Raw genomic sequence first — 24,227 nt, forward strand, 5'->3', positions numbered from 1 at the left:
TCTGGCTTACAAGTGTTTACGAACCGCACTATGAATGAACATTTTTTCAGGAATCTCCGCAGTCTTTGTGCGCAGACCGGCAGCTTTGCCCAGATTTGCCGTGACATCGGCATCAACCGCCAACAGTTCAACCGGTATATCAACGGTCATGGAATGCCATCGGCGCATAACCTGCATCGCATCACGCGGTATTTCGACGTGACCGAACATGACCTGATGGCGGATCATGAGGATTTTCTGGAGCGGTTCGTTCATTCAAAGCCCGAAGTGAACCTTGGCCCTGCCTCTATCGTCACCAAGATGTTTCGCAATCAGGCAAATCCATTGCGCCGGTTTCTGGGCAGCTATCACGCCTATTTCCGAACACCGTCCTGGCCTGATCAGATTTTCCGCTCGCTTGTGCGATTGACCGAGGATCAGGGCTATGTGGTTTCGCATTCATTTGAACGTGCCACCAATCAGGACGGCACAATCCGCACGCGTACCCGTTATGCCGGGCTTGTGGCGTTCAAGGCGAACCGCATTTATCACATCGAACAGGCCTATAGCGACGATGGCGCAATTTCGGAATCCATCCTGTTTCAGGCGCATCGCCAGCAGATCCGGTTTTTGAAAGGTCAGGTCATGGGTGTGGCCGCCCGCCCTCGCTTCGCGCCTTATTCCTCGCCGTTGATCTGGAAACGCATCCCGGAAAGCGTATCAGCCCGCGAGGCTCTGCAAGTGACCGGCGCGTTGCCCATGAATTCCGACAAGATCGATCCGGTGGTGCGCAAATACATGGCGACGTATCAACCCGTGGTCGGCGAAAACAACTGAGGGCCGGGATCAGATCCAGATCATCAGGCCAATGCCCGGGGCACCTGCATGGCCCAGTCATGGGTTTTCAGAACCTCCCCCTCCCATGTTGCGCTGAAATGCGCCGTGATGTGATAGGCACCTTCATCACTGCTTAGCCGAACCTGACAGGCGACTTTGGCCGTGCCATCGGGGCGGATGAACTGCATGGAATGGTCGAACAGACACCAGGCCGACAAGGGATCATCCGGGCGGATTCCATATGTCGCCTGGGTTTCATAACCAAAACCGGTGTCGATCTCGTGATAATGAACCTCGTTATAGGGCTGATACCAGCCCGAACGCAGCTCTGCGCCCTGCATCGCGGGGATGGTTCGTTCAATCTGTGCGGCACGGGTCACGATAAAAGATTTCTCCACGGGCAAATCCTCGGGCCCGGGCAGTTCGGCACTTAGTGGGGCCAGTTCCTGCGCTGTTACCGGCACGCTTAAACACCCGGCCAACAGTTTCACCCCACCCAGGGCCGGAGGGGTCCAGACCATAGGCCAATAGCTTTCGGATATGGCCAGCCGCAGGCGATGTCCCGGCTTCAAACGGTACGCCATGGTTGGAAACTTCACCTCCACCTGCCTCTGCCCGTCCGGCAGATCCGCCGGGGCATCCAGCGCATCATCCAGCATCAGATTGCGCAGGGCCCAGGTGATCCGCGAAGACGTGCCATCAGGGGCCACATCACACAGACGCACGCACAGCTGCCGGCGTGGTGCCGTGGTTTCCAGTGTAAGCGTCAGCTCGGACGCACCGTATATCACGCAGTCCTGCGTCAGAGGCGCAGTGTCAAAGACAAGCGAGGCAGCATCATCCTCCCGCTGATCCGACGGCAGACCGCCAAAGCGCCCGAAATATCCGGTATCCGCCCCCGCCGACCCAACAGTCAAGTCCGAAGGAACTGTCAGATCAATCTTTGCCTGCTCGTGCGACAGGTCATCGTTTGAGAGATGCCATTCAACCGAGCGCGTCGTCTGCGTCGGGCTGTCACTTTGAATCCAACTTCCGGCGCGTTGCTCAATGGCGTCAGCAGGGGTTTCAAACTCACGCACCCAGGTTCGCAACCTTGGCCAGTGCAATGCATCGGGTTCATCGGTGAACAGCCAATGCCGCCACCAGTCAAGCATCACGGGTTGAAAGCCGATGCCCGGGGCCGGGTGACCATGATCCGGATAGTGGTGCCCCCAAGGGCCAACGATGCCCCAGGCCAGATCAGGACGGGCGTTGACAAGTGACATGACCGAGTTGGAATACCGATCCGCCCAGCCACCCACAGCCAGTATTGGAGCGGTCAGACGGTCAGCCTGATGGATAACTGAACCATGGCGCCAGAAGGCGCCGCGATCCTCATTCGCCAGCCAGGGTTCCAGTGGAAATGTCAGCTTATCCAGCCGATCCTGCCACAGCGCCTGCCAGTCATCGCCCACATTGGGCGTGGGCGGCGCGCCCAGAATAGTCGGCAGCGTTGTACCCCATTCCACACTGTCTGCCAGTACACAGCCGCCCATGTGGTGAATGTCATCCTCATATCGGTCATGAGTGGCGCAAACAGCGACAATCGCCTTGAGGGCATCGGGTGCATCAATATTGGCCTGAAGGCTGGCAGTGCCCCCCCAGGACGTGCCAAACATGCCCACCCTGCCATTGCACCACAGCTGATCCGCCAGCCAGTTGATCACGTGGCGGGCATCGCCCAGCTCGTCGCTGCTATACATATCGGGCATATGCCCTTCGCTATCGCCCGATCCGCGCATATCGACGCGAATGGCCGCAATACCATGGGCCGCCAGATAGGGGTGATTGCGTTCATCCCGGGCGCGCACCATATCGACCTTGCGATAGGGAATATATTCAAACACCGCCGGAACCGGCTGTGTTTCAGCAGTGACAGGCAGCCAGATCCGCGCAGCAAGACGCACGCCATCAGGCATGTCGATCCAGCAATGTTCAATAGTCCGATAGCTCTGGTTCGCCAGTTGCTCACTCATGACCTCTCCCGCTGGCCTCGAAACTTGGTCCAGCAGTATTTTGAAACCATGCCTTGCGCAATATGGCGCCTATGACGGAGGGTTTGAAATCTGAACATACGCCAGCCTCTCACACAGAATATCGCCTTTTGATTCCGATCATTTCTTAGGTCGCCCTTCCCGAAAATCTGCAATACTGTCCGGCGCAAACACGCAATGCCAGAGGAGTCGAGCCATGAGCCAAGACCCACTACTCCAGCCCTATCAGCTCAAGCATCTGACACTGAAAAACCGCATCATGACCACCAGCCATGAACCGGCTTACCCCGAGGACGGGATGCCGAAAGCGCGCTATGCTGCGTATCATGCTGAACGGGCCAAGGCGGGTGTTGCGCTGACTATGACTGCAGGTTCGGCGGCAGTCTCCAAAGACTCTCCACCCGTTTTCAACAACATTCTTGCGTATAAAGATGAGGTCGTTCCGTGGATCAAAGATCTGACGGATGCCTGCCACGAACACGGTAGCGCCGTGATGATCCAGCTGACCCATCTGGGCCGCCGCACCGGCTGGAACAAGGGGGATTGGCTGCCGTCGGTTTCATCGTCCAAACACCGTGAACCCGCCCATCGTGCCTATCCGAAACTGGCCGAAGATTGGGACATCGCGCGGATCATCACAGATTTCGCGGATGCCACCGAACGGATGAAGGCAGGCGGCATGGATGGGGTCGAGCTGCAGGTCTATGGCCATCTTATGGATCAGTTCTGGTCACCTCTGACCAACGATCTTGATGGTCCATATGGGGCCGGGTCACTGGAATCGCGGCTTAAATTCCCTATGGACGTGCTGCACGCGATCCGTGACCGGGTGGGTGACGAATTCATAGTCGGGCTGCGCTATACTGCGGATGAAGCCGAGGCAGGCGGCATCACACCCGAAGAAGGCATCGAGATTTCCAAACACCTGGCCGGCTGCGGGATGGTCGATTTTCTGAACGTGATCCGGGGGCGTATTCACACAGACCCGGCGATGACGGATGTGATCCCCGTTCAGGGCATGAGAAGCGCACCGCATCTGGATTTCGCAGGCGAGGTAAAAAAGGCCACCGGCATGCCGACCTTTCACGCCGCACGCATTCCCGATGTGGCCACCGCCCGGCACGCCGTATCAGCCGGGCTTCTGGATATGGTCGGCATGACCCGCGCGCATATGGCCGATCCACACATCGTCAAGAAAATCATCGAAGGGCGCGAAGATGACATTCGTCCCTGCGTCGGTGCCACCTATTGTCTGGACCGGATCTATCAGGCGGGTGAGGCGCTGTGCATCCACAACCCCGCCACGGGGCGCGAACTGAGTATGCCCCATGATATCGAGCCAGCCGAAACGCGGCGCAAGGTCGTTGTCGTGGGGGCCGGACCGGCCGGGCTTGAGGCCGCGCGCGTTGCCGCTGAACGGGGCCATCACGTGACCGTTTTCGAAGCTCAGCCCGACCCGGGCGGCCAGATCCGCCTGACCGCACAGAACAAGCGACGCGCCGAAATGATCGGCATCATTGACTGGCGCATGACCCAATGCGCGGCCCGTGATGTGGTGTTTCATTTCAACACCTTCGCTGACGCCGCGGATGTCACGGCGCTTGATCCCGATGTTGTCATCATCGCAACGGGCGGGTTGCCGAATATGGAGCTGTTTGAAACGGGCAAGGAACAGTCCCTTGCCATCAGCGCCTGGGATCTGATTGCAGGCGATGTAAAGCCAGCCGACCACGTGCTGATTTACGACGAAACCGGGGATCACCCCGCCCTGATGGCCGCAGAAGTAGCTGCCAATGCAGGTTCAAAGGTCGAAGTGATGACCCCGGACCGGACTTTTGCCCCTGACATTATGGGGATGAATCTGGTGCCCTATATGCGCAGTTTGCAGGACAAGGACACGACATTCACAGTCGCGCGCCGCCTGTTGGACATTGATCAGAGCGGTAACAAACTGAAGGCCACGATCGGTACGGATTACAGCGCCCACAAACGCGAACAGCATTATGATCAGATCGTAGTGAACTATGGCACCCTGCCGTTGGACGATCTCTATTTCGAGCTGAAACCGCTATCGACCAACGGGGGGGCTGTGGATTATGACGCGCTGACTGCCGGACGTCAGCAGACCGTGATCAGCAATCCCGACGGAACATTTCAACTGTTCCGCATCGGCGATGCTGTCAGTGCACGCAACACACATGCTGCAATCTACGATGCGCTCAGGCTCGGAAAAGATATTTGAGTTGAAACCTTAGGCGATCAGAGACCAAACCATGATACCATCGCGAAAATCCAATCGCATTTAATGGTGGCAAATTTCGGAAACAGCCAGTGCTCCGAATGTAATGATTGCCGATTTTGCTTTGTGACTCGATTGTCGAAGCAGCCCTCAGCGAAAGAGCGGTTGGAAATTTGCCAGAATTGGCATTTTTGAAGGTTTGGTCCGAGGGAATTCCTGCCTCGCTGAGGATCTATCTATCGCAACCGCGAACGGATGCTGCGTTGGCATTCACCCAGAGGGCAATGGCCGGTTGGGGCTCTGACCGCCAGTCGGTGCGAGCCGCAGAGAACGGCGGTAGAGAGCCCAACTTGCGAATTGGGTTTTCATGCTGCGTGTACCGTACTTGGTAAACCATGTTCTGATAGGAGTAGCGCAATTCAATGAAGTTTCACTCAGATTGGAAGTTTACCCTACCACGACGCTTTCAGCGTTCTCGGGACATTCGTGTCACTTGGTGATTCAGGTCAAACCCGCAACGCTTTAGAACGCCAGATCAGCGCCTTCGTCGATCACTACAACAACCATCGCTACCACGAGAGCCTAGCCAACCTGACACCCGCCGACGTCTATCATGAAGATGAGAGGGGAGATCAAGAAACAAACAATCCGAAAACGCCGGTTGCAGCACCAAGCCGCGGCTGCCTAAACTCAAACAGAAACCGAACCAGAGCCTCCGCTACAAAAACGCCTCAGCTCTCCGAAAAGCCCTGACGACGGACACCAACCGCAATTGACTTTTTGTCCTGTTGGTCGACGACGCAAAACCGAAACCATCGCACCTATCCCGTCACTGGACGTTCTCCGACGAGGCCACCGTTTCAAATACCCGGCACTTATATGCAGAAAATTGACTGTGTAGTGAATTGGATGTTTCTGATATCGTGTCGTTGTTGAAGCTTGTTTTTCAGCATGACGAAGAAGTCTAATGCGCCAGATAATTGGGAAACTACTAGTCATTCTCGCTTGTTTCGTTGGGCTGATGACGCCACGAGCGTCGCACGCGTGCGCGGTTTGCGTGGAGTTGCCGGAGGCCTCACTTGCAGATCACATCCTTTCGGCCGAAGTCGTTGTGTTGGCTGGGGAGGCACCGGATAATCCGTTTAGATTCTCGGTACAGAAAATCCTGAGAGGCACCGAAGACCAACTCCAAACAATACCGGATATCCCGTTTCTGATTGATAGCGTTACGAGGCGTGCGTTTCACTCTGATCCAGCGAAAACTGTTCTTCTGACTTATGGTGCAAGCTACAAGGACAGTGCCGGACGTAGCTTCTCGAAGGGTTGGAAACGAATTTTCACAATGAACTCTGATAGAAATGAGTTTGTTGAAAGACTGAGATTTCTGGGCGTGCATTGGGTATTTGGAGCGACTGACGCCCCTGATAGGGTCTCCTTCTTCGCGGAATATCTTTGGCACCCGGATCACGTTCTGCACAACACAGCAATGATTGAAATTGGTCGTGCACCTTATGAACTCGTGCGCCCGATAGGAGGGCACGTTTCAACCAGCCAGATTATGGAGGAAATCAATAACCTGAACCGGTTTAGGTACGTGCCCGTCGCAATTCGTTTGCTCGGCTTGCAAGCCAACCCACAGGCAGCCTCGATCGTGCGTTCACGATTTACCGAGATCTTGCAATCTGGAACCGCAAATACCTTTGAGTGGGCTTTGGCTGGTATAGAAACAGACCGAGCGTCCGCGATCAGCGCAATTAATCGCGTCATTCGAGATCCTGAAACGAAGCTGGAACGCAAGCGGTTGTTTATACGCGCTTTGTCGGAAGCCGGAACGTCCCACCCAGAACTTCGAGACGAGATACTCGGGGTATTTTCTGAAGCGCTTGAAAGCGACCCCGGCTTGGCAATTCCAATCGCCGTTGCAGCGCGAAGTTGGGGCCGAACCCAATTGCACCCGCAGTTTGAGGCCATAGTCGCCGAAAACAAGGTGGACCCTGCAACATTGTTCGTTCTCAACGTGGTCTTGGGTTCGCAAAGCAGCCTCGACTGACCTATTTTGTATTGCGACTGAGAAATCTGTTTTACCGAGCCCAAGCTTTGCCGACAGCAACAAAGCAGTGAGTTGGGAAAATTTTCTCAGAAAACGATTTAAGTTGATATAAAATAATCTGAATATAAAGTTGTTTACTATATAATCCTATTGTCACAGCTGAGTATTGTTGATTTGGGAGGTCACAATGTTTCGGATATCTGCTTGTTTACTTTCACTGGTATTGTTTCCTACGGCTGTCTTGGCAGACGCTGTTCCGAGCGAAGAGGCTGCTGAGGGGCTGTTTCCAGAACAACCCTATTCCCCATATGCCAATCGTGAATTCCCGGAACGCCCGCTATGGGGGGACTCTCATCTTCACACCGGACTTTCCTTGGACGCCGGGGCCTTTGGAAACACCTTGTTGCCGGATGATGCCTGGCGGTTTGCCAAGGGTGAGCAGGTAATCTCATCCACCGGCCAACCTGTGAGGCTGGCACGGCCATTGGATTGGATGGTCCTTACGGATCACACGGATCTGATGGGGTTCGCCCCGGATCTTCAGGCCGGAAAGCCCGGCATTCTGGCCGACCCAAAAGGTTTGGAATGGTATGAGGGGTATAAGGCAGGTGGCGAAGAGGCCGGCAAAACAGCCTTCGACATCATAACCAATTTTTCGCAAATGACCCTGCCGGAGATCTTGCTGGAGTCCTACAGCCCCGGCGCGGACGCCTTTTCCTTTACCTGGGAACATATTGTTCAGGCCGCGGAACGGCACAACGACCCCGGAACATTTACCGCCTTCATCGGGTTCGAGTGGACCTCGGTCCCGAAGGGTTTCAATCTGCACCGTAATGTCATGCTGCGTGACGGGCCAATCAGAGCCCTTCAGATGGTGCCCCCGGTCACGCAGCCTCCCTTCGGCGACACGGACCCAAAGGCGCTTTACGCATGGCTTGAAGAGTATCAGGAGACAACTGGCGGACGCGCATTTGCCTTTGCCCATAACGGCAACCTGTCGAATGGATGGATGTTCCCAACTGAAGACACCTATCACGGCGGCAAGGTCGACGCGGACTACGTGGCCGCTCGTGCGAAATGGGAGCCCCACTATGAGATCACGCAAATCAAAGGTGACGGCGAAGCACACCCGTTCCTGAGCCCGGATGATGAGTTTGCGGATTACGAAAATTGGGACGTTGGCAACCTCGACATTACCGAACTGAAATCCGAGGATATGCTAGCTGGTGAATATGCCAGAGAAGCACTGAAGCGCGGCTTGATGCTGGAAGAAAAGTTCGGTGTGAACCCGTACAAGTTCGGCTTGGGTGGGGCAACTGACAGCCATACGTCCTTGGCCACAGCTGAAGAAGACAACTTTTTCGGAAAATCCGTCAGTGTCGAGCCGTCGGCCACGCGGATCAAACATCCTTTCATTGCCAATGATCTCGGCGAGATTCCGGGCGACCTTCTTGTCGCATCTGGATACACTGCCGTCTGGGCGACCGAGAATTCGCGCGCTGCGATCTTCGATGCGTTCAAACGGCGCGAGACCTATGCGACCACCGGCCCCCGGATCGGGCTGCGGTTCTTTGGTGGGTGGGATTTCAATGACGCTGATGTTGAAACGCGATTCCTTGCAGATGTGGGCTATACCAAGGGTGTTCCCATGGGCTCGGACTTGCGTCCTCGCGAAAGTGAAGGGGCGCCGTCCTTCCTGATCGCTGCGTTGCGCGATCCGGTTGGCGCCAACCTGGACCGCGTACAGGTGGTAAAAGGATGGCTCGATTCCGAAGGCGAATTGCACGAGAAAGTCTATGATGTGGCATGGTCGGATGACCGGGTCGCTGATCAGAACGGTAAGATCCCGGCGGTTGGAAACACAGTGGATGTTGATACTGCCAGCTGGACCAACACAATTGGTACGGCCGAACTTGTAACGGTTTGGACTGACCCGGAATTCGATCCGGATGCACGGGCATTCTACTATGTGCGTGCCATTGAAATCCCGACCCCGCGCTGGGTGCTGTACGACAAGCTGAGATTTGGTGCTGAATTGCCCGAAGACGCGGTCCTTACACATCAGGAACGCGCTTATTCCTCGCCCATCTGGTACACGCCGTCCGAGTGACATCAGGCTGCAAGGATCATTCAGACGCCGGGATGGATGTATCTGTCCCGGCACATAAGTCAGATGTCGGAAAATTGCCGAGTATGCGGGATCTTGCCAAACCTCATCGGCCATGTGCCTTGATTCAAAGAACTGGTATACTTTTCACGCGAGAGTCCTCATGCGATTTTTGAAAGAACCTTTGTTCCATTTCTTTCTGATCGGAATGGCTATTTTCATTTTGTTTCATATTGTTGCGCCAGAAAACAAGACCGCTGAAGCCCTCGAGACGATCATGATCAACGAAAACGACGTTGCGCGTTTGGTGGCCGGGTTTGAAGCACGGCGGAACCGCCAACCGAGCGAGGCCGAACTGAAGGCTCTGGTCGACGCCACAGTTCGCGAAGAGGTTCTGGTCAGAGAGGCGAGAAAGCTGGGCCTGGATCGCGGAGATACGGTGATCAGGTCACGACTAAGTCAAAAGATGGACTTTCTGACCAAAGCGATTGCGGCATCAGTTACCCCGCAAGACGAGGATCTGGAGGCTTTCCTTAAGCAAAACCCGGAACGCTACGCTACACCCGTCAAAATGGCCTTCAATCAAGTCTTTCTGGGTGAGGAACCAAGTGAAGACGAAATTGAGCAAATACTGGCAGCATTGCGCGCCGGGCGACCCCCGCCAGATTTGGGGGGCTCGTCATTGCTTCCTGCATCAATGCCTCTGACCACCAAAAGAGTGATCGATTCCGTCTTTGGCGTCGGGTTCTCTGATGACATCGAAAATCTGAAAGAGGGTGAGTGGGAAGGGCCGATCCAATCGGGCTACGGAAAGCACTTAATTCAGATTCTGGCCGTCGAACCCGGTCGATTGCCGCCTCTGAATGACATTCGCAGTGCGGTGTTGCAGGATTGGCAGCGCGCGATGGGTGAAGATCTGGCACAGGCGCAATATCAGACACTCGCCGACAACTACACGATTGAAACCCCATATCTCTCGGGTCAGATCAAATGAGGGCGATGTATTGCCTTTTGCTTGCCCTGCTTTGCATGTGGCCAGCAGGTAGTGTTACGGCCCACGCGCTTGACCCGGGCTATTTGGACGTTCACCAAATTGAATCCGATACGTGGAGCGTTCATTGGCGAAAACCTGATGTGAATGGTCAACCGATGGCGATTGATGCAGTATTGCCGAGTAGTTGCACTCCGGCCCGTGGCCCCGACCCGGCTGCGGAAAATCGGGCTTGGGTTTCATCCTGGGTGGCGGTGTGCAGCGCGAACATCGCGGGCCAATCCATCATGATTGAGGGATTGGAGGCCCAGAAGAACGATGTACTGATGCGTGTGCAGGCTTTGGGATCAGACCCTGCAACGCTCCGTTTCACGCCGGATGTGGTGGTTCAGAAAATACCTTTCGAACAGACAACCTGGGCTGTTTTTGGTGCGTATTTCCTGTTGGGATTTGAGCACATACTGGAAGGCTGGGATCACCTGCTGTTTGTTTTCGCGCTGTTTATGCTTGTCCGTGACACTCGGAGGTTGGTGGGTGCGGTAACCGCATTCACTCTGGCACATTCAATAACTCTGGCGCTGGCTACGCTTGGGGTTTTGAATATCCCCGGCCCACCGGTCGAGGCCATAATCGCCCTTTCAATCGTTTTTCTGGCGATCGAGATCGTCAAGGATGACGAAGGCCAGCTGCGACTTTCAAAGCGGCAACCTTGGATATTCTGTTTCGGGTTTGGGCTTTTGCACGGCCTTGGATTTGCAGGCGCTCTGTCTGATATTGGGCTGCCCCCGAACGATATTCCAGCGGCATTGCTGGCATTCAACCTCGGCGTCGAAGCCGGTCAGCTGTGTTTTATCGGTTTTTTGGCTGTCCTGGTTATGATCTGGCGTTTTTTTACCCTTCCGATCAGTCAAGTGACAACGCTGGTTACCGCTTATGGCATCGGTTCGGTGTCGATGTACTGGCTCATTGATCGTGTAGGTGGGTTTTGAAGCATCGTGGCGCTAAAAGTACTGCTGGCAGTACTTCCTTGAAGCACTGTTTATTAACTTCAGTTGTCGCAGTTGATTTAAGAGAAAAAATAGAGGTTTGGATATAGCCAAAGCAACGAAGGTCTTTCACAAGCTGAAACATCAGTTACCTATCGTCGAGTTTACACAAGGGCTCCGCTCAGCAGGCTTTGACCACAACCTAATCACGAGAAAGAAACAGGAACGGATTCTACATCCAAACGGTCCGGATCAAGGGGCTGGCTTACGCTCTAAATAGAATATTGCAAAAGAAAAAGGGCGCGGAATTAATCGCGCCCTTCGTAATTTGGGAGGAGGGAGAAAGCTTACTTCCAACCAACCTCGTTGAAGGTTTTCTGCGCTTCGGGCAGGTTTTTGGCGACGGCAGACAGATTGACCTCGTCTGCTTTGAAATCGCCCAGCTCGGCCACGGAATCGGAAATGGCGACGCCCTCAACCGTTGGGTATTCGTCGTTGCCGGCCGAGAAATACTGCTGCGCCTGATCGCTTGCTAGATATTCCAGGAACTTGACGGCGTTGTCCTTGTGCGGTGCATTGGCGGCAACACCGCCACCCGACAGGTTCACATGCGCGCCATTGCCGTCCTGATCCGGGAACAACCAACCGATCACGTCACGCTCGGCCGAGACGCCATCGACGTCTTTCCGGATCGCGCGGGCAAAGTAGTAGGTGTTGGCCACGGCAAGGTCACACTCACCCGAGACAACACCGCGCAGTTGGTCGGTGTCGCCGCCTTGCGGGTCACGCGCCATGTTTGCCACTACGCCTTCGGCCCAGGTTTTGGCGGCTTCGGATCCGGCGTTTTCGATGATCGATGCCAGCAGGGTCTGGTTGTAGACATTGGTGCTGGAGCGGATGCACAGCTGACCCTTGTATTTGGGGTCTGCCAGATCAGCGTAGGTTTGCGGCGGCTCGGAGACTGCGTTTTTGTTGTAAAAAATAATGCGCGCGCGCTGCGAGAAACCGAACCACTGGTTGTCGCTGTCCTGAAGGTTCGACGGGATACGCTCTTCCAGAACGGCGCTGTCGATCGTCTGCAGCACGCCCGCGTTCTTCGCGCGCTCAAGCCGCGAGGTGTCGACGGTCAGAAGAATATCGGCAGGGGAGTTCACGCCCTCGGCTTCCATACGCGCGATCAGCTCGTCTGCCTTGCCTTCGATACGATTGATGGTGATGCCGGTTGCATCCTCGAAATCCGAATAGAGGCGCTCGTCGGTGTCGTAGTGACGCGACGAATAGATGTTCAGTTCGCCCTCTGCTGCGGCAGATGTGGCGACCATGGCTGCAAGGCCAGCCGCGATACAGGTCGTGGATTTAAACATGATTGCTCCCAACATTGAGTATTCCACCGGGGTAAACCCGAGTTAAACACTCAATTAAAGCATTGAGTTTGGTTTGCAAGCAAAACCCGACAAAAATTGTGCGACATATCGGGCGCCTTGAGCAGCGACCCTGAACGAAGCACGTAGGCACAAAAAAACCGCACCCAAGGGCGCGGTTCTTTCGAATAGGTATGTGCAGTTCTTAGCCCTGGCGAGCTTTGAACTTGCGCTGCGTCTTGTTGATCACGTAGACGCGGCCTTTGCGACGCACAATACGGCAATCACGGTGCCGATTCTTGAGCGAGCGGAGCGAGTTCTTGACCTTCATGGGTCTGTCTCCAATCTGCGGCGCCTTCATCAAAGACGTGGCCAGCGCCTGGGTTTGTCGGGTGCCCCGGCAAGCCGAAGCAGTGAAAAAATGGTGGGCGGTACAAGGATCGAACTTGTGACCCCTTCGATGTCAACGAAGTGCTCTACCGCTGAGCTAACCGCCCATGTCCCATTGCGTGCACTGCCCCATAACGAAATGGGGCGCGGATACCCGCGCCGGTAGCGGGGTCTATAAAAGGAGTCGCAAAGGGGTTCAAGGGGTTTGGAAGAACTATTTTCCAGTCTATGTTAATCCCGAACACGGAGAGACCATGAAGAATCCTTCTTATTTTCTGGATATGCCCGAAAACCGCAGTTCATGCGTGGTTTTTTCATCGCCGCATAGTGGCCGTGACTATCCGGAGGCGCTTCTTAAAAGCTCGGTTCTGGGGTCTGATATGATTCGATCCTCGGAAGATGCTTTTGTAGATCAACTCTTTGCATCGGCCACGGATTTCGGGGCACCGCTGATCAAGGCGGCGATGCCGCGGGCTTACCTGGACCTCAACCGCAGCGCGGATGAGCTGGACCCGGCCCTGATTCAAGGCGCAAAACGGCAAGGGCACAACCCGCGCGTGGCCTCGGGGCTTGGAGTGATTCCCCGCGTGGTGGCAAATGGGCGGGCGATTTATCGCGGGAAGTTGACCATGGATGAGGCGCGCTTGCGCATCGATACCTACTGGCGGCCCTATCACAGCCGTCTCAAGGCCTTGCTGGCGGAGTCACATGCGACATTCGGGCAGGCGATTCTGGTCGATTGCCATTCGATGCCGCATGAGGCGGTGGCGATGGCCAGCACCGGGCGTAGCTCACGCCCCGAGATTGTGCTGGGCGATCGTTTCGGCGCTTCGGCGTCAACCGCGATCGTGGATCGAATCGAATCTGCCTTTGCGTCGGCCGGGTTGGTCGTGGCGCGGAATGCGCCTTTTGCAGGGGCCTATGTGACCCAAACCTATGGTCGCCCCGGTCGGCAGCAACATGCCATTCAGGTTGAGATCGACCGCGCCATCTACATGAACGAAGATACGATCTCGCCCAATGCCAACTTCATGGCTTTCTCCAAGATACTGCGGCAAGTGATCGCCGAGATTGCCGAGATCGGTTCCCAACCGCGGCGGCTGGCCGCGGAATAGGCGTCACCGCAGGGCGCGGCCTTTCACGATTGCATCACTTCCGAACCGTTTGCGAATCTCATCCGTGGCGCGCTCGGCCTGAGACCTGCGTGTCGCGTTAGGGTCCAGCAGGTCGCCCGAGATATCCGCCTGATCCGCCGGGCACAGATCGGACAACCCGCATCCCAACAAACGATAGGGACCCTGATCCCCCACCTGATCGAACAGCCCGCGCGCGGTTCTGTAGATGCGATCCGCGATCTGAGTCGCATCGCGCAGCGAAACGCGGCGCGTGATGATCTTGTGATTGGCCTTCTTCAGTTTCAGCGTCACCACCCGGCCCGCCATATCCTTGGCCTTTGCCCGGTCCGAAACCTTCAGCGCCATGCGCCACAGATGCCCATCCAGAATCTCGAGGTTCGCGGTGTCTTCAAAAAACGTGGTTTCGTTGCTGATCGACTTCATCGGTTCATGGGCCGAGACCCGGCGCTTGTCCTGGCCGCGTGCCAGATGCCACAGGCGATACCCCATCGATCCGAACCGGACGGTCAGCGCCTCTTGATCCCAGCGCAGCAGGTCCGAGAAGGTACGGATCCCCGCGCGCTCCAACGACTCTTGCGCTGCCGGGCCGATGCCCCAGATCAACCTGACGGGCCTGTCGTGCAGGAAGTCAGATGTCTCGGCCTTCCCGATCACGGAAAACCCCCGCGGCTTGTCCAGGTCCGAGGCGACCTTGGCCAGAAACTTGTTGTGGCTTAACCCGATGGAGCCGGTCAGCCCCAATTCATCCTTCATGCGCTTGACCAGACGCGCCAACATCACTGCAGGCGGCGCGCCATGCAGACGTTCGGTGCCGGACAGATCCAGGAAAGCTTCGTCCAGCGATAGGGGTTCTACCTTGGGCGTCAGCTCATCCATCATCGCGCGGATCTGACGGGAGACCTCGGCGTAGACCGACATGCGCGGCTTGATCACCACAGCGTCCGGACACAGCTGCAGCGCCTTGAACATCGGCATGGCCGAGCGCACCCCTCGGATGCGGGCCACGTAGCAAGCGGTTGAAACGACCCCGCGTCGCCCGCCGCCCACAATCACTGCCTTGTCCGCCAATTCAGGATTGTCGCGCTTTTCAACCGAGGCATAGAACGCATCGCAATCCATATGCGCAATCGACAGGTCAAACAGCTCAGGGTGTGATTTCAGCCGCGGGCTACCGCAGGACGGGCAGCGCGGCGCGTCCGGGAAACTGGTCAGGCAATCGCGGCAGATCGTGGGCATGGCTACTTTTCCCGACCCGAAAGGGGGCTCTGGGTGTTCGAAGCTATAGTGTCTAACGGCTTTTGCATGAACGCAACAGAAGCATTGCCAGCAGTTCAGAAATCGGGCTGTCAGAAGCAAGATACTGGCCGACAAGAAAACCCCCCGCTTGGGGCGGGGGGAAGGTAACGAACCACAGGAAGAGGCGGTCCGTTGGGGAGTAACTCCGCCCCAGAATCGCTCAAAGCGCTATATTTAGATAGGTGACAGGGTCATTCCCCAAAACTTGCACCGGGTTTGTGTGGTTTCGGGCACAGGGGGAAAACAGGGGAATATTCCCCCCTGCTGACCTAAGGTAAAGATATCGCTGCCGTTTCGCGGGTCTGAGGCGTTGAATGCCCGTCTGCGATCAGTGCCGTGTCAATGATTTTAACTCGGCCAGAACGGCCTCGGCTGCGGCCTTCGGGTCATCGGCCTGATAGATCGGACGCCCAACGACAATATGATCCGCCCCGTCGCCGATCGCACTGGCAGGCGTTGCCACGCGTTTCTGATCGCCCAGAGCAGCCCCGGCAGGGCGGACGCCCGGTGTCACGATCAAGCGGCCCTTGGCCTGGGGCAGGGCGCGGATCAGCGCCGCCTCTTGCGGGCTGGCGATCACACCATCGGCCCCGGCCTCCAGCGCTTTGGCCGCGCGCTCAACCACCAGATCCTGCACGTCGCCTGCCTTCAACAGGCTGGCATCCAGATCATCGCGGTTCAGCGAGGTCAGGATCGTCACCGCGAGGATTTTAAGGTCTTTGCCGGATGCACCTTCTTTCGCCGCGCGCACCACATGTGGGTCACCATGGACGGTCAGGAAATCCAGATCGAACTGCGCCAGACCCCGCACCGCGTTTTCCACCGTGTTGCCGATGTCGAACAGCTTCATGTCCAGAAAGATGCGCTTGCCATGGTCCTGTTTCAGTTCATTCGCCAAAGCCAGACCGCCGCCTGTCAGCATTCCCAGCCCGATCTTGTAGAACGACACCGCATCACCCAATCGTTCGGCCATCGCCAAACCTTGCAGAGCGTTCGGGACGTCAAGGGCTACGATCAGGCGGTCATCGGACATGTTGGGTCTCCTTGCTGGCAAACGTCAGCCTCCTAGCGGGTTCGGGCGCAACTGTCCATGCTGGCCCGCCCGAACGCGAAAGGATGATCTGTGCTACAGTGGATCAATTCGATCAATAGGTCACATGAAGGGACAGAAGATGAGAAAGCTTGTCTTGCTGGGAGTGGCGCTGATGGTTGGCGCCTGCGATGATCCCGCCTCAGGCACATCTGACACAGGTGCGGCGCCCGCGCCAACCAATGACAACCTTCCCCTGGTTCGCGGCTACCGATCCGAGGATGATTGGTGCCAGCTAACCGGTGAAAGCGCCTTTACCGGCGAATTTCTGGATCACACGGCTGATCTTGTCTCGTGCCCGACCGGCAGCAGTGCCGAGCAATCCTTGGTCGAGACGTATACGTTGGAAAAGATGGCGGAAACCGGTGGCTATTCGGTGTATTCCATACCGCGCGGCTGAACGCGTCTGGCCACCCATGCTGCATTCGTAGCGATCAGGGCGATTCCGGACAGCTCCAGTAGCCAGTTCATTCGGATCGACATGATCTCGACACCCAGAAACGCATCGAAGTCATGAAACCCGGCGGCGCGGATCAGTACAAAACAGATCAGGGTGACGAAACCGATCAGGGCGATGCCGACTTCTCGCAAATGTCTGCGCAGCAACCAGAGGCTGACAAGCGCGATCCAGAAGCCACTGAACACGACCACAAGAATAAAGCCGATCTGGACAGACCTTCGATCCTCGTACCAACCTTGCATCTGCGACAGGCAGCGGGCGCTGGCCGTAAGCGCAGATTGCAGATCCAGTTGTTTGTTGATCATCAAAGCAAACAACAGCAGCGCAAGGATCAGCCAGAACCATCGGACGTGAGAATTGCGCCTTGCGCGCAGGCACAGGAGCGCGGCGATGCCGTATGCGGCAACCGTGAGCCAGCCGATCACGCTTGGGTCGCCAATGGTGGGCGACCATTGTTCTGCAATGCAACTGCGTAGCGCAGTGGCTGAGATCATCGCGGGGCGCTCCTATGGCGGTTTTTCTCGGGAATTGACCGAGATCATTCAGCTTCTCAGCATGCATCATGTTATTCTGCCATGACAATCTTGAATACGCGCCGACATTACCCAAATTGAATGTGAGGCCCAGACCGACGCGTGCCGCCAAGCGGGCGCATCAAAACGGGGCGCTTGGACAAAGGAGATAACTCATGGACTTGAACAAGTTCACCGAGCGGGCACGGGGATTCGTGCAAGCCGCGCAGACGATTGCATTGCGCGAAGGGCACCAGAGGCTGGAGCCCACACATATACTCAAGGCATTGATGGACGATGATCAGGGGCTGGCGAGCAACCTGATCACCCGCGCGGGCGGAGCGCCGAACCGCGTGGTCGAGGCGTTGGATGCTGCGATGGGGAAAATCCCGAAGGTCAGCGGTGACGCGAGCCAGATTTACATGGATGGCCAGACCGCCAAGGTTTTGGACGAGGCGGGGAAACTTGCCACCAAAGCGGGCGACAGCTTTGTCCCCGTCGAACGGGTGTTGATGGCGCTCTGCATGGTCAAATCCAAAGCCAAGGACGCTTTGGAGGCCGGGGCCGTTTCTGCTCAGAAACTGAACGAAGCCATCAATGATATCCGTAAGGGCCGCACCGCGGACACCGCGTCGGCGGAAGAGGGCTATGACGCGCTGAAGAAATATGCGCGGGATCTGACCGAGGCAGCGGCCGAGGGCAAGATTGACCCGATCATCGGGCGGGATGAGGAAATCCGCCGCTCGATGCAGGTTCTGTCGCGCCGGACCAAGAACAACCCGGTTCTGATCGGGGAACCCGGCGTCGGTAAAACCGCGATTGCCGAGGGCATGGCCCTGCGCATCATCAACGGCGACGTGCCGGAATCGCTGAAAGACAAGAAACTGCTCGCGCTCGACATGGGTGCGCTGATCGCAGGTGCAAAATACCGCGGTGAGTTCGAAGAACGCCTCAAGGCCGTTTTGACCGAGGTGACTGAGGCTGCTGGTGAAATCATCCTGTTCATCGATGAGATGCACACGTTGGTGGGTGCCGGCAAATCCGACGGCGCGATGGATGCCGCCAACCTGATCAAGCCCGCACTTGCCCGGGGTGAGCTGCATTGTATCGGCGCCACTACGCTGGATGAGTATCGCAAATACGTCGAAAAAGACGCGGCTTTGGCCCGCCGGTTCCAGCCCGTTGTTGTGGCTGAACCGACAGTCGAGGACACGATCAGCATCCTGCGCGGCATCAAGGAAAAGTACGAGCTGCACCACGGCGTGCGTATTTCGGATTCCGCATTGGTGTCGGCGGCGACCCTGTCGCATCGCTATATCACCGACCGGTTCCTGCCCGACAAGGCCATCGATCTTGTTGATGAAGCGGCGTCGCGGTTGCGGATGGAGGTGGACTCCAAGCCGGAAGAACTCGATCAACTCGACCGCCAGATCCTGCAGATGCAGATCGAGGAAGAGGCGCTTAAGCTTGAGGATGATGCGGCATCGAAGGATCGTCTGGAAACCTTGCAAAAGGATCTGGCCGATCTGCAGGAGCAATCTGCCGAGATGACTGCCCAATGGCAGGCTGAACGCGATAAGCTGGCCGGTGCGCGGGATCTGAAAGAACAGCTCGACAAAGCGCGCGCTGATCTGGAGATTGCCAAACGCGAAGGTAATCTGGCGAAGGCCGGTGAACTGTCCTATGGCGTCATCCCCGAGCTTGAGAAAAAGCTGACCGAGGCCGAAAACGCCGAAAGCAACGCCATGATGGCCGAGGAAACGGTGCGCCCGACCCAGATCGCCAGCGTTGTCGAACGTTGGACCGGAATCCCGACCTCGAAAATGCTGGAAGGGGAACGCGAGAAGCTGCTGCGGATGGAAGACGATCTGCATTCCCGCGTGATCGGTCAGGATGCGGCGGTGACTGCCGTCTCCAATGCCGTGCGCCGTGCGCGTGCGGGCCTGAATGACGAAGGCCGTCCTCTGGGGTCCTTCCTGTTCCTCGGGCCGACCGGCGTGGGCAAGACCGAGCTGACCAAGGCCGTGGCGAATTTCCTGTTCGACGACGACAACGCGATGGTGCGCATCGACATGTCCGAGTTCATGGAGAAACACGCCGTCGCCCGTCTGATTGGTGCCCCTCCGGGCTATGTCGGCTATGACGAAGGCGGTGTGTTGACCGAAGCCGTGCGGCGCAGACCCTATCAGGTCGTGCTGTTTGACGAGGTCGAGAAAGCGCATCCGGATGTGTTCAACGTGTTGTTGCAGGTTCTCGATGACGGTGTGCTGACCGACGGTCAGGGCCGGACTGTGGATTTCAAGCAGACGCTGATCATCCTGACGTCTAACCTTGGGTCTCAGGCACTAAGCCAACTGCCCGAAGGTGCTGACAGCGCGCAGGCGCGGCGGGATGTGATGGACGCGGTCCGGGCGCATTTCCGGCCGGAGTTCCTGAACCGTCTGGACGAGACGATCATCTTTGACCGGCTCAAGCGGGCCGACATGGATGGCATCGTCGATATCCAAATGGCGCGTCTGCAGAAACGTCTGGCCGCCCGCAAGATCGAGCTTGTTCTGGACGAGGGCGCAAAACAGTGGCTTGCCGATGAAGGCTATGACCCGGTCTTCGGTGCGCGCCCGCTGAAGCGCGTGATCCAGCGCGCGTTGCAGAACCCTCTGGCCGAGGCGCTGCTGGCCGGTGAGATCAAGGATGGCGAGACCGTCCCCGTCACCGCTGGCGCTGAGGGCTTGATCATCGGCGACAGGCTGGGTACCTCAGACCGTCCCCGTCCGGATGATGCTGTTGTGCATTGATCAATCGACCCTGGAGACTAGCTGGAAAAACCCGCCAAAATGGCGGGTTTTTTGTACGCGGGATCGAAGTTTTTTAAGGTGAACGTCAATAGCCCTGGATCACACCAGCGCAAAAATACGTGCTGGCCCTCCGGTGCCGCCTTTATGTTTGGGCGCTCCGATCACGAGGGTGGCCCCGGCGGCTGGGACGCGGTCGAGATTGGCCAGACACTCGATTCCGAACCGACCCGAGGGCAGCCAGGCGTAGTGGGTGGCGAAATCGGCGGACATGCCGTGGTCCAGCGACAGCGTATCGACCGCCATGGATCGCGCGCTTGTTTCCTCCATCAGCATCTGTGCGGCCTCGACGTGGAAGCCGGGATAATGCTGCGCTTCTCCGTCGAAATTGCGGAACGCATCGGTGGCGGTTTTGCCGCCCCAGCCGGAATGCATGGCGACACAGGCCCCGTCGGGGATCTCTCCGTTCGCGGCGATCCACGCCTTGAGGTCATCGGGCGTCACGCGGGTATCTGCGTCTTCGGCGGCGCGGGCGGCGATATCCACGACGCAGAGCGGTGCAACCAGATCGGTTACCGGGATCTCATCCACCGAGGCCCCGTCGGCCGAGAAATGCAGGGGCGCGTCGATATGGGTGCCGGTATGTTCGTTGATCGACAGGTTGAACAGGTTGAACCCGTGATCCGCAAAGTTGAACGCCTGTTCGGCAGAGATGCCCGGTTCACCTCCCCATGTCGGAAACTCGGGGCTGAGGGTGTGGGTCATGTCCTCGACCCCGCCATGCCCTGCGGCCAATGCCGCCGGAGCATGCGCGCCCGTTGCGGCGGCTGCCACGCCAGTGGCCGCGGCGGCTTTGAAGAAGCTTCGCCGGGACAGCATCTTGTCTTTGACGGCATTCATTACGCAGATATCACACATTCGGTATCCTCCCTGATGGGGGGGCAGGGTCGGGCGACCGGTGTCGCGGACCGTACCACCTGTCAGGCAGAGTGCCGCGCTGACCCCTCTCGTGTAAAGGGTACTGTCTGTTAAGATGCGCTGGGCGTCCTAGCGGAACTCACGGCTTTTGCGCAGGGCGCGCAGCTCTTCCGAACTCATTTTTGGGCCTGAGTTGGTCGTGGGCTGCGGTGCGGGTTGAATCAATGTCTCAGTGCTTGGGGTCTTGCGCACGGCACCACCGCTGAGGCGCAGATAAGCCAGAACCCCGCCGGCGCATTGATAGCTGAAGGCCCAGCTGGCCAGAAGGGTATAGGCCACGACGGTCGCGATCATCGGCGCAGTGACGGAAAACGGAGCCGCTCCAGTCGTCATCTCGCCGAATAATTGAACATCGTCGACCAAGGTGCTCGGACCGTAGATTGCAGTAAGTCCGACGACAAACAGCGCAAAGAAGAAGATAGCACCGACAAAGCTGATCGCCACCACGGCAAAAAGCTGCAGAAAGAAAGCACCGAAATGGTTGAATGGCGTATAAGGGCGGTCATTGGGGTCCCGCCCGATCGAGGCCGCCGCAATCGGCACCAGAAACCCGGCCCTTAGCGCGCAGATCGCCGCAAAGAGCAGGATCACAACACCCGAGAACATCATGATATGCACGGGCGTCAGGGTCGCGAAGAACGCGGTCGGATCCTCGGGAACGCCGCCCCCTACGCTGACAGCACCGACGGCGAGCGCGGCGATCAGGGCTGCGGCCACACTGATGCCTATGGCTTCGACAGCGCCGTAGATAACCGCTGGAAAAACGAACTGGCGGTAACTGTTACTGGGAGAAACCTCGCAGGCCTGCAGGCCCAAACGGCTGCCGACCAGCATCGGGATGACGCCCGAGGATGCGCCCACAAAAAATGAGATCAGAATCGACAGGCCCGGAATAAGCAGCCCGATCAGCGCGCTCAGTATCCCACCTATCAACCCGTAGACGACAAGCGCGACCAGCAGGACGGGAAAGACAATAATATAGCGCCACAATATGGACAGCGAAAAAGGAAAGGCCTGAAATACCAGCACGGGACCAACTCTGCTCAACTATCGGATGATTCCCGCATACCGAAACGAGATTACAAGGACCAGCTACCAAATGTGACTTTGCGGTTGGCTGACGCAGTTGCGTTACAGTCCGTTCGCTCAATCGTGACGCTTGTTTCCTTGGCTCTGTGCTATCAGCAGACTACCTCACCTTTGAGGCAGATTCACTACGGAGACCCAAATGGCGCATCGCTGGACCAACACTTTGACACATGCCGACGTCACCCCAAGGGCGGCGTTCCTGAACCGGCGGCAGGTAATGGCCGGGCTGGCAGGTGTCGGGCTGACCGCGATGGCCCGCCCCGCTGCCGCGCAAGAAGCGCTGGAGCCGAACAGCTGGGAAGAGATCACCAGCTACAACAATTTCTATGAGTTTGGTACCGGCAAGGACGACCCGGCCAAATACGCCCATACCCTCGTGACCGAACCCTGGAGCATCCAGATCGACGGTCTGGTGGATCGTCCCGGCGAATATAGTTTCCAGGACATCATGTCCGAAATGACCATCGAGGAGCGCATCTACCGTTTCCGCTGTGTCGAGGCCTGGTCGATGGTGGTTCCGTGGAACGGGTTTGAACTGGCTGATCTGCTCAATATGGCGGGTGTGCAGGAAGGCGCAAAATTCGTGGCCTTTGAAACCGCCTACCGTCCCGATGAGATGCCCGGCACGCGCTTCCCGATTCTGGAATGGCCCTACCGCGAAGGTCTGCGTCTGGATGAGGCGATGCACCCGCTCACCATCATGGCGACTGGCATCTATGACCGCCCGATCCCCAACCAGAACGGCGCTCCGCTACGGTTGGTGGTGCCGTGGAAATACGGGTTCAAGTCGATCAAGTCGATCGTGAAGATCACCCTGACCGACGATGAGCCGCCCACCAGCTGGAACATGTCTGCACCGCGCGAGTATGGCTTCTATAGTAATGTGAACCCGAATGTGAACCATCCGCGCTGGTCTCAGGCGTCCGAGCGCCAGATCGGAGGCGGTCTTTTCGCCAAGCGTGTCCCGACCCTCATGTTCAATGGCTATGAACAAGAGGTCGCCAGCCTGTATGACGGTATGGACCTCAAGGAATTCTTTTGAGCGATGCAAGCGGTGAATCAGGCCATACGCAAGATCCCCGTTTGGGCGGTCTATCTGGCTGGGGCCCTTCCGGCCCCTTGGTTCCTGTATCTTGCGCTGACGGGGGGGCTTGGGGTCGAGCCGATCACGGCGCTTGAACATAAGTTGGGCGAGCTGGCCCTGCAGCTGCTCATCCTTGGGCTGGCGGTGACCCCGATGCGCCAGCATCTTGGCTTGAACCTTATGAAGTTCCGCCGAGCAATCGGGGTGCTGGCCTTTTCCTATGTCGCGCTGCACCTGCTGGTCTGGTTGGTTCTGGACGTTCAGCTGCTTGGCCAGATTTGGGCTGATATCCTCAAGCGACCCTATATCACTGTCGGCATGGCGGGGTTCATACTGTTGCTGCCTTTGGCCGTGACATCGAACAACTGGTCGGTGCGCAGACTTGGCCCGCGTTGGCGCAAGCTGCACAGGCTGGTCTACCCGGCCGTTCTGCTTGGCGGGGTCCATTATGTGATGCTGGCCAAAGGATTCCAGCTCGAGCCGCTTCTCTATCTTGCTGCGATCATCGTGCTGTTGCTGGCGCGTCTACCGATTCCCGGCCTGCTGACTCGGCTGAGGCAGGTCGATTCCGCGTAAGCTTTGACCGAGTCTGTGAGTAATTGTGTGGATAATGATCTGAAGGCGGTGATTCCGGTTGATCGGGGCGGTGGTTGGGGGCGTCTGCACGGTACTTACTTTGCTTAAATAATTGTTTTTATGAGATAAAATAGGCGTTTCGAATTTTTCTCCACTTTTTCGCTTTTTCTGCTTGCGGCCTTCTGCGCTAAACCTTAGAACCCCCTTCACCGGCGCTGCTGAGGCGCTGGAGACGCACTGG

General features: G+C 57.2%; 20 protein-coding genes, 1 tRNA gene and 1 pseudogene. 12 read left to right on the plus strand and 10 right to left on the minus strand.

Translation table 11 applies throughout. The annotated features are described in order from the left end of the window. Window positions 1-6: 6 nt before the first annotated feature. On the minus strand, window positions 7-150 hold the full coding sequence (locus tag AC2FD8_RS19075; protein WP_496858799.1) for a hypothetical protein: 144 nt from the start codon (window positions 148-150) through the stop codon (window positions 7-9). Between AC2FD8_RS19075 and AC2FD8_RS19080 the strand changes: the two genes are divergently transcribed. Further along, window positions 139-816 (plus strand): XRE family transcriptional regulator, encoded by a 678-nt coding sequence (locus tag AC2FD8_RS19080; RefSeq protein ID WP_496874331.1) that lies wholly within the window; start codon window positions 139-141, stop codon window positions 814-816. The genes AC2FD8_RS19075 and AC2FD8_RS19080 overlap by 12 nt on opposite strands. Before the next feature lie 23 nt (window positions 817-839). On the opposite strand, the gene AC2FD8_RS19085 is transcribed toward AC2FD8_RS19080, so the two are convergent. After that, on the minus strand, window positions 840-2,831 hold the full coding sequence (locus tag AC2FD8_RS19085) for a CocE/NonD family hydrolase (RefSeq protein WP_496858758.1): 1,992 nt from the start codon (window positions 2,829-2,831) through the stop codon (window positions 840-842). A gap of 214 nt (window positions 2,832-3,045) precedes the next feature. Between AC2FD8_RS19085 and AC2FD8_RS19090 the strand changes: the two genes are divergently transcribed. From AC2FD8_RS19090 to AC2FD8_RS19115, 6 genes and pseudogenes are all read left to right on the plus strand, one after another. Next, window positions 3,046-5,091 (plus strand): FAD-dependent oxidoreductase, encoded by a 2,046-nt coding sequence (locus tag AC2FD8_RS19090; RefSeq protein ID WP_496858756.1) that lies wholly within the window; start codon window positions 3,046-3,048, stop codon window positions 5,089-5,091. Window positions 5,092-5,610: 519 nt separating this feature from the next. Next, a pseudogene (locus AC2FD8_RS19095) lies at window positions 5,611-5,776 on the plus strand (integrase core domain-containing protein); the annotation flags it as partial. 279 nt (window positions 5,777-6,055) lie between these two features. Further along, complete coding sequence (locus AC2FD8_RS19100; protein ID WP_496858755.1) at window positions 6,056-7,138, plus strand: hypothetical protein; 1,083 nt, start codon at window positions 6,056-6,058, stop codon at window positions 7,136-7,138. Window positions 7,139-7,379: 241 nt separating this feature from the next. After that, entirely contained in the window at window positions 7,380-9,248 is a 1,869-nt protein-coding gene (locus AC2FD8_RS19105; protein WP_496858753.1) for a DUF3604 domain-containing protein, read from the plus strand. A 205-nt stretch (window positions 9,249-9,453) separates the two neighbouring features. Continuing rightward, window positions 9,454-10,239 carry a peptidyl-prolyl cis-trans isomerase gene (locus tag AC2FD8_RS19110; RefSeq protein WP_496858751.1) on the plus strand — a complete coding sequence of 262 codons (786 nt, stop codon included), beginning with the start codon at window positions 9,454-9,456 and terminating at the stop codon, window positions 10,237-10,239. A gap of 155 nt (window positions 10,240-10,394) precedes the next feature. After that, on the plus strand, window positions 10,395-11,225 hold the full coding sequence (locus AC2FD8_RS19115; protein ID WP_496874330.1) for a HupE/UreJ family protein: 831 nt from the start codon (window positions 10,395-10,397) through the stop codon (window positions 11,223-11,225). 344 nt (window positions 11,226-11,569) lie between these two features. Here AC2FD8_RS19115 and AC2FD8_RS19120 read toward each other — a convergent pair whose 3' ends face one another. From AC2FD8_RS19120 to AC2FD8_RS19130, 3 genes are all read right to left on the minus strand, one after another. Continuing rightward, window positions 11,570-12,586, minus strand: a complete 1,017-nt coding sequence (locus tag AC2FD8_RS19120; protein ID WP_496858747.1) for a Fe(3+) ABC transporter substrate-binding protein — start codon at window positions 12,584-12,586, stop codon at window positions 11,570-11,572. 202 nt (window positions 12,587-12,788) lie between these two features. Further along, window positions 12,789-12,914 (minus strand): type B 50S ribosomal protein L36, encoded by a 126-nt coding sequence (ykgO, locus tag AC2FD8_RS19125; RefSeq protein ID WP_008755722.1) that lies wholly within the window; start codon window positions 12,912-12,914, stop codon window positions 12,789-12,791. 91 nt (window positions 12,915-13,005) lie between these two features. Further along, window positions 13,006-13,080 (minus strand) — tRNA-Val (locus AC2FD8_RS19130). Window positions 13,081-13,227: 147 nt separating this feature from the next. On the opposite strand from AC2FD8_RS19130, the gene AC2FD8_RS19135 reads away from it, so the two are divergent. Next, window positions 13,228-14,088 carry an N-formylglutamate amidohydrolase gene (locus AC2FD8_RS19135; protein ID WP_496858745.1) on the plus strand — a complete coding sequence of 287 codons (861 nt, stop codon included), beginning with the start codon at window positions 13,228-13,230 and terminating at the stop codon, window positions 14,086-14,088. A 3-nt stretch (window positions 14,089-14,091) separates the two neighbouring features. Here the strand turns inward: AC2FD8_RS19135 and AC2FD8_RS19140 are convergent, their stop codons facing one another. Then, window positions 14,092-15,345, minus strand: a complete 1,254-nt coding sequence (locus AC2FD8_RS19140) for a DNA polymerase IV (RefSeq protein ID WP_496858743.1) — start codon at window positions 15,343-15,345, stop codon at window positions 14,092-14,094. A 388-nt stretch (window positions 15,346-15,733) separates the two neighbouring features. Beyond that, on the minus strand, window positions 15,734-16,438 hold the full coding sequence (gene pyrF, locus AC2FD8_RS19145; protein ID WP_496858741.1) for an orotidine-5'-phosphate decarboxylase: 705 nt from the start codon (window positions 16,436-16,438) through the stop codon (window positions 15,734-15,736). Between the two features lie 139 nt (window positions 16,439-16,577). Between pyrF and AC2FD8_RS19150 the strand changes: the two genes are divergently transcribed. Next, the gene (locus AC2FD8_RS19150) at window positions 16,578-16,895 is read left to right on the plus strand and encodes a hypothetical protein (protein WP_496858739.1); all 318 of its coding nucleotides are present in this window, start codon (window positions 16,578-16,580) and stop codon (window positions 16,893-16,895) included. On the opposite strand, the gene AC2FD8_RS19155 is transcribed toward AC2FD8_RS19150, so the two are convergent. Next, the gene (locus AC2FD8_RS19155; RefSeq protein ID WP_496858737.1) at window positions 16,865-17,449 is read right to left on the minus strand and encodes an isopropylmalate isomerase; all 585 of its coding nucleotides are present in this window, start codon (window positions 17,447-17,449) and stop codon (window positions 16,865-16,867) included. The genes AC2FD8_RS19150 and AC2FD8_RS19155 overlap by 31 nt on opposite strands. A 194-nt stretch (window positions 17,450-17,643) precedes the next feature. Here AC2FD8_RS19155 and clpB point away from each other — a divergent pair, with 194 nt between their 5' ends. Then, window positions 17,644-20,262 carry an ATP-dependent chaperone ClpB gene (gene clpB / locus AC2FD8_RS19160; protein WP_496858736.1) on the plus strand — a complete coding sequence of 873 codons (2,619 nt, stop codon included), beginning with the start codon at window positions 17,644-17,646 and terminating at the stop codon, window positions 20,260-20,262. A gap of 99 nt (window positions 20,263-20,361) precedes the next feature. Here clpB and AC2FD8_RS19165 read toward each other — a convergent pair whose 3' ends face one another. Together AC2FD8_RS19165 and AC2FD8_RS19170 are read right to left on the minus strand one after the other, a co-directional pair. Then, complete coding sequence (locus AC2FD8_RS19165) at window positions 20,362-21,177, minus strand: cyclase family protein (protein ID WP_496858734.1); 816 nt, start codon at window positions 21,175-21,177, stop codon at window positions 20,362-20,364. A gap of 129 nt (window positions 21,178-21,306) precedes the next feature. Continuing rightward, the gene (locus AC2FD8_RS19170; protein WP_496858732.1) at window positions 21,307-22,266 is read right to left on the minus strand and encodes a hypothetical protein; all 960 of its coding nucleotides are present in this window, start codon (window positions 22,264-22,266) and stop codon (window positions 21,307-21,309) included. Window positions 22,267-22,465: 199 nt separating this feature from the next. Here AC2FD8_RS19170 and msrP point away from each other — a divergent pair, with 199 nt between their 5' ends. Together msrP and msrQ are read left to right on the plus strand one after the other, a co-directional pair. Continuing rightward, window positions 22,466-23,368: a protein-methionine-sulfoxide reductase catalytic subunit MsrP gene (msrP, locus tag AC2FD8_RS19175; protein ID WP_496858730.1), complete on the plus strand. Its 903-nt coding sequence runs from the start codon at window positions 22,466-22,468 to the stop codon at window positions 23,366-23,368. A 3-nt stretch (window positions 23,369-23,371) separates the two neighbouring features. Then, complete coding sequence (msrQ, locus tag AC2FD8_RS19180) at window positions 23,372-23,986, plus strand: protein-methionine-sulfoxide reductase heme-binding subunit MsrQ (protein WP_496858728.1); 615 nt, start codon at window positions 23,372-23,374, stop codon at window positions 23,984-23,986. Window positions 23,987-24,227: the final 241 nt, after the last annotated feature.

The sequence above is a fragment of the Ruegeria sp. YTSC192 genome, from assembly GCF_059609705.1.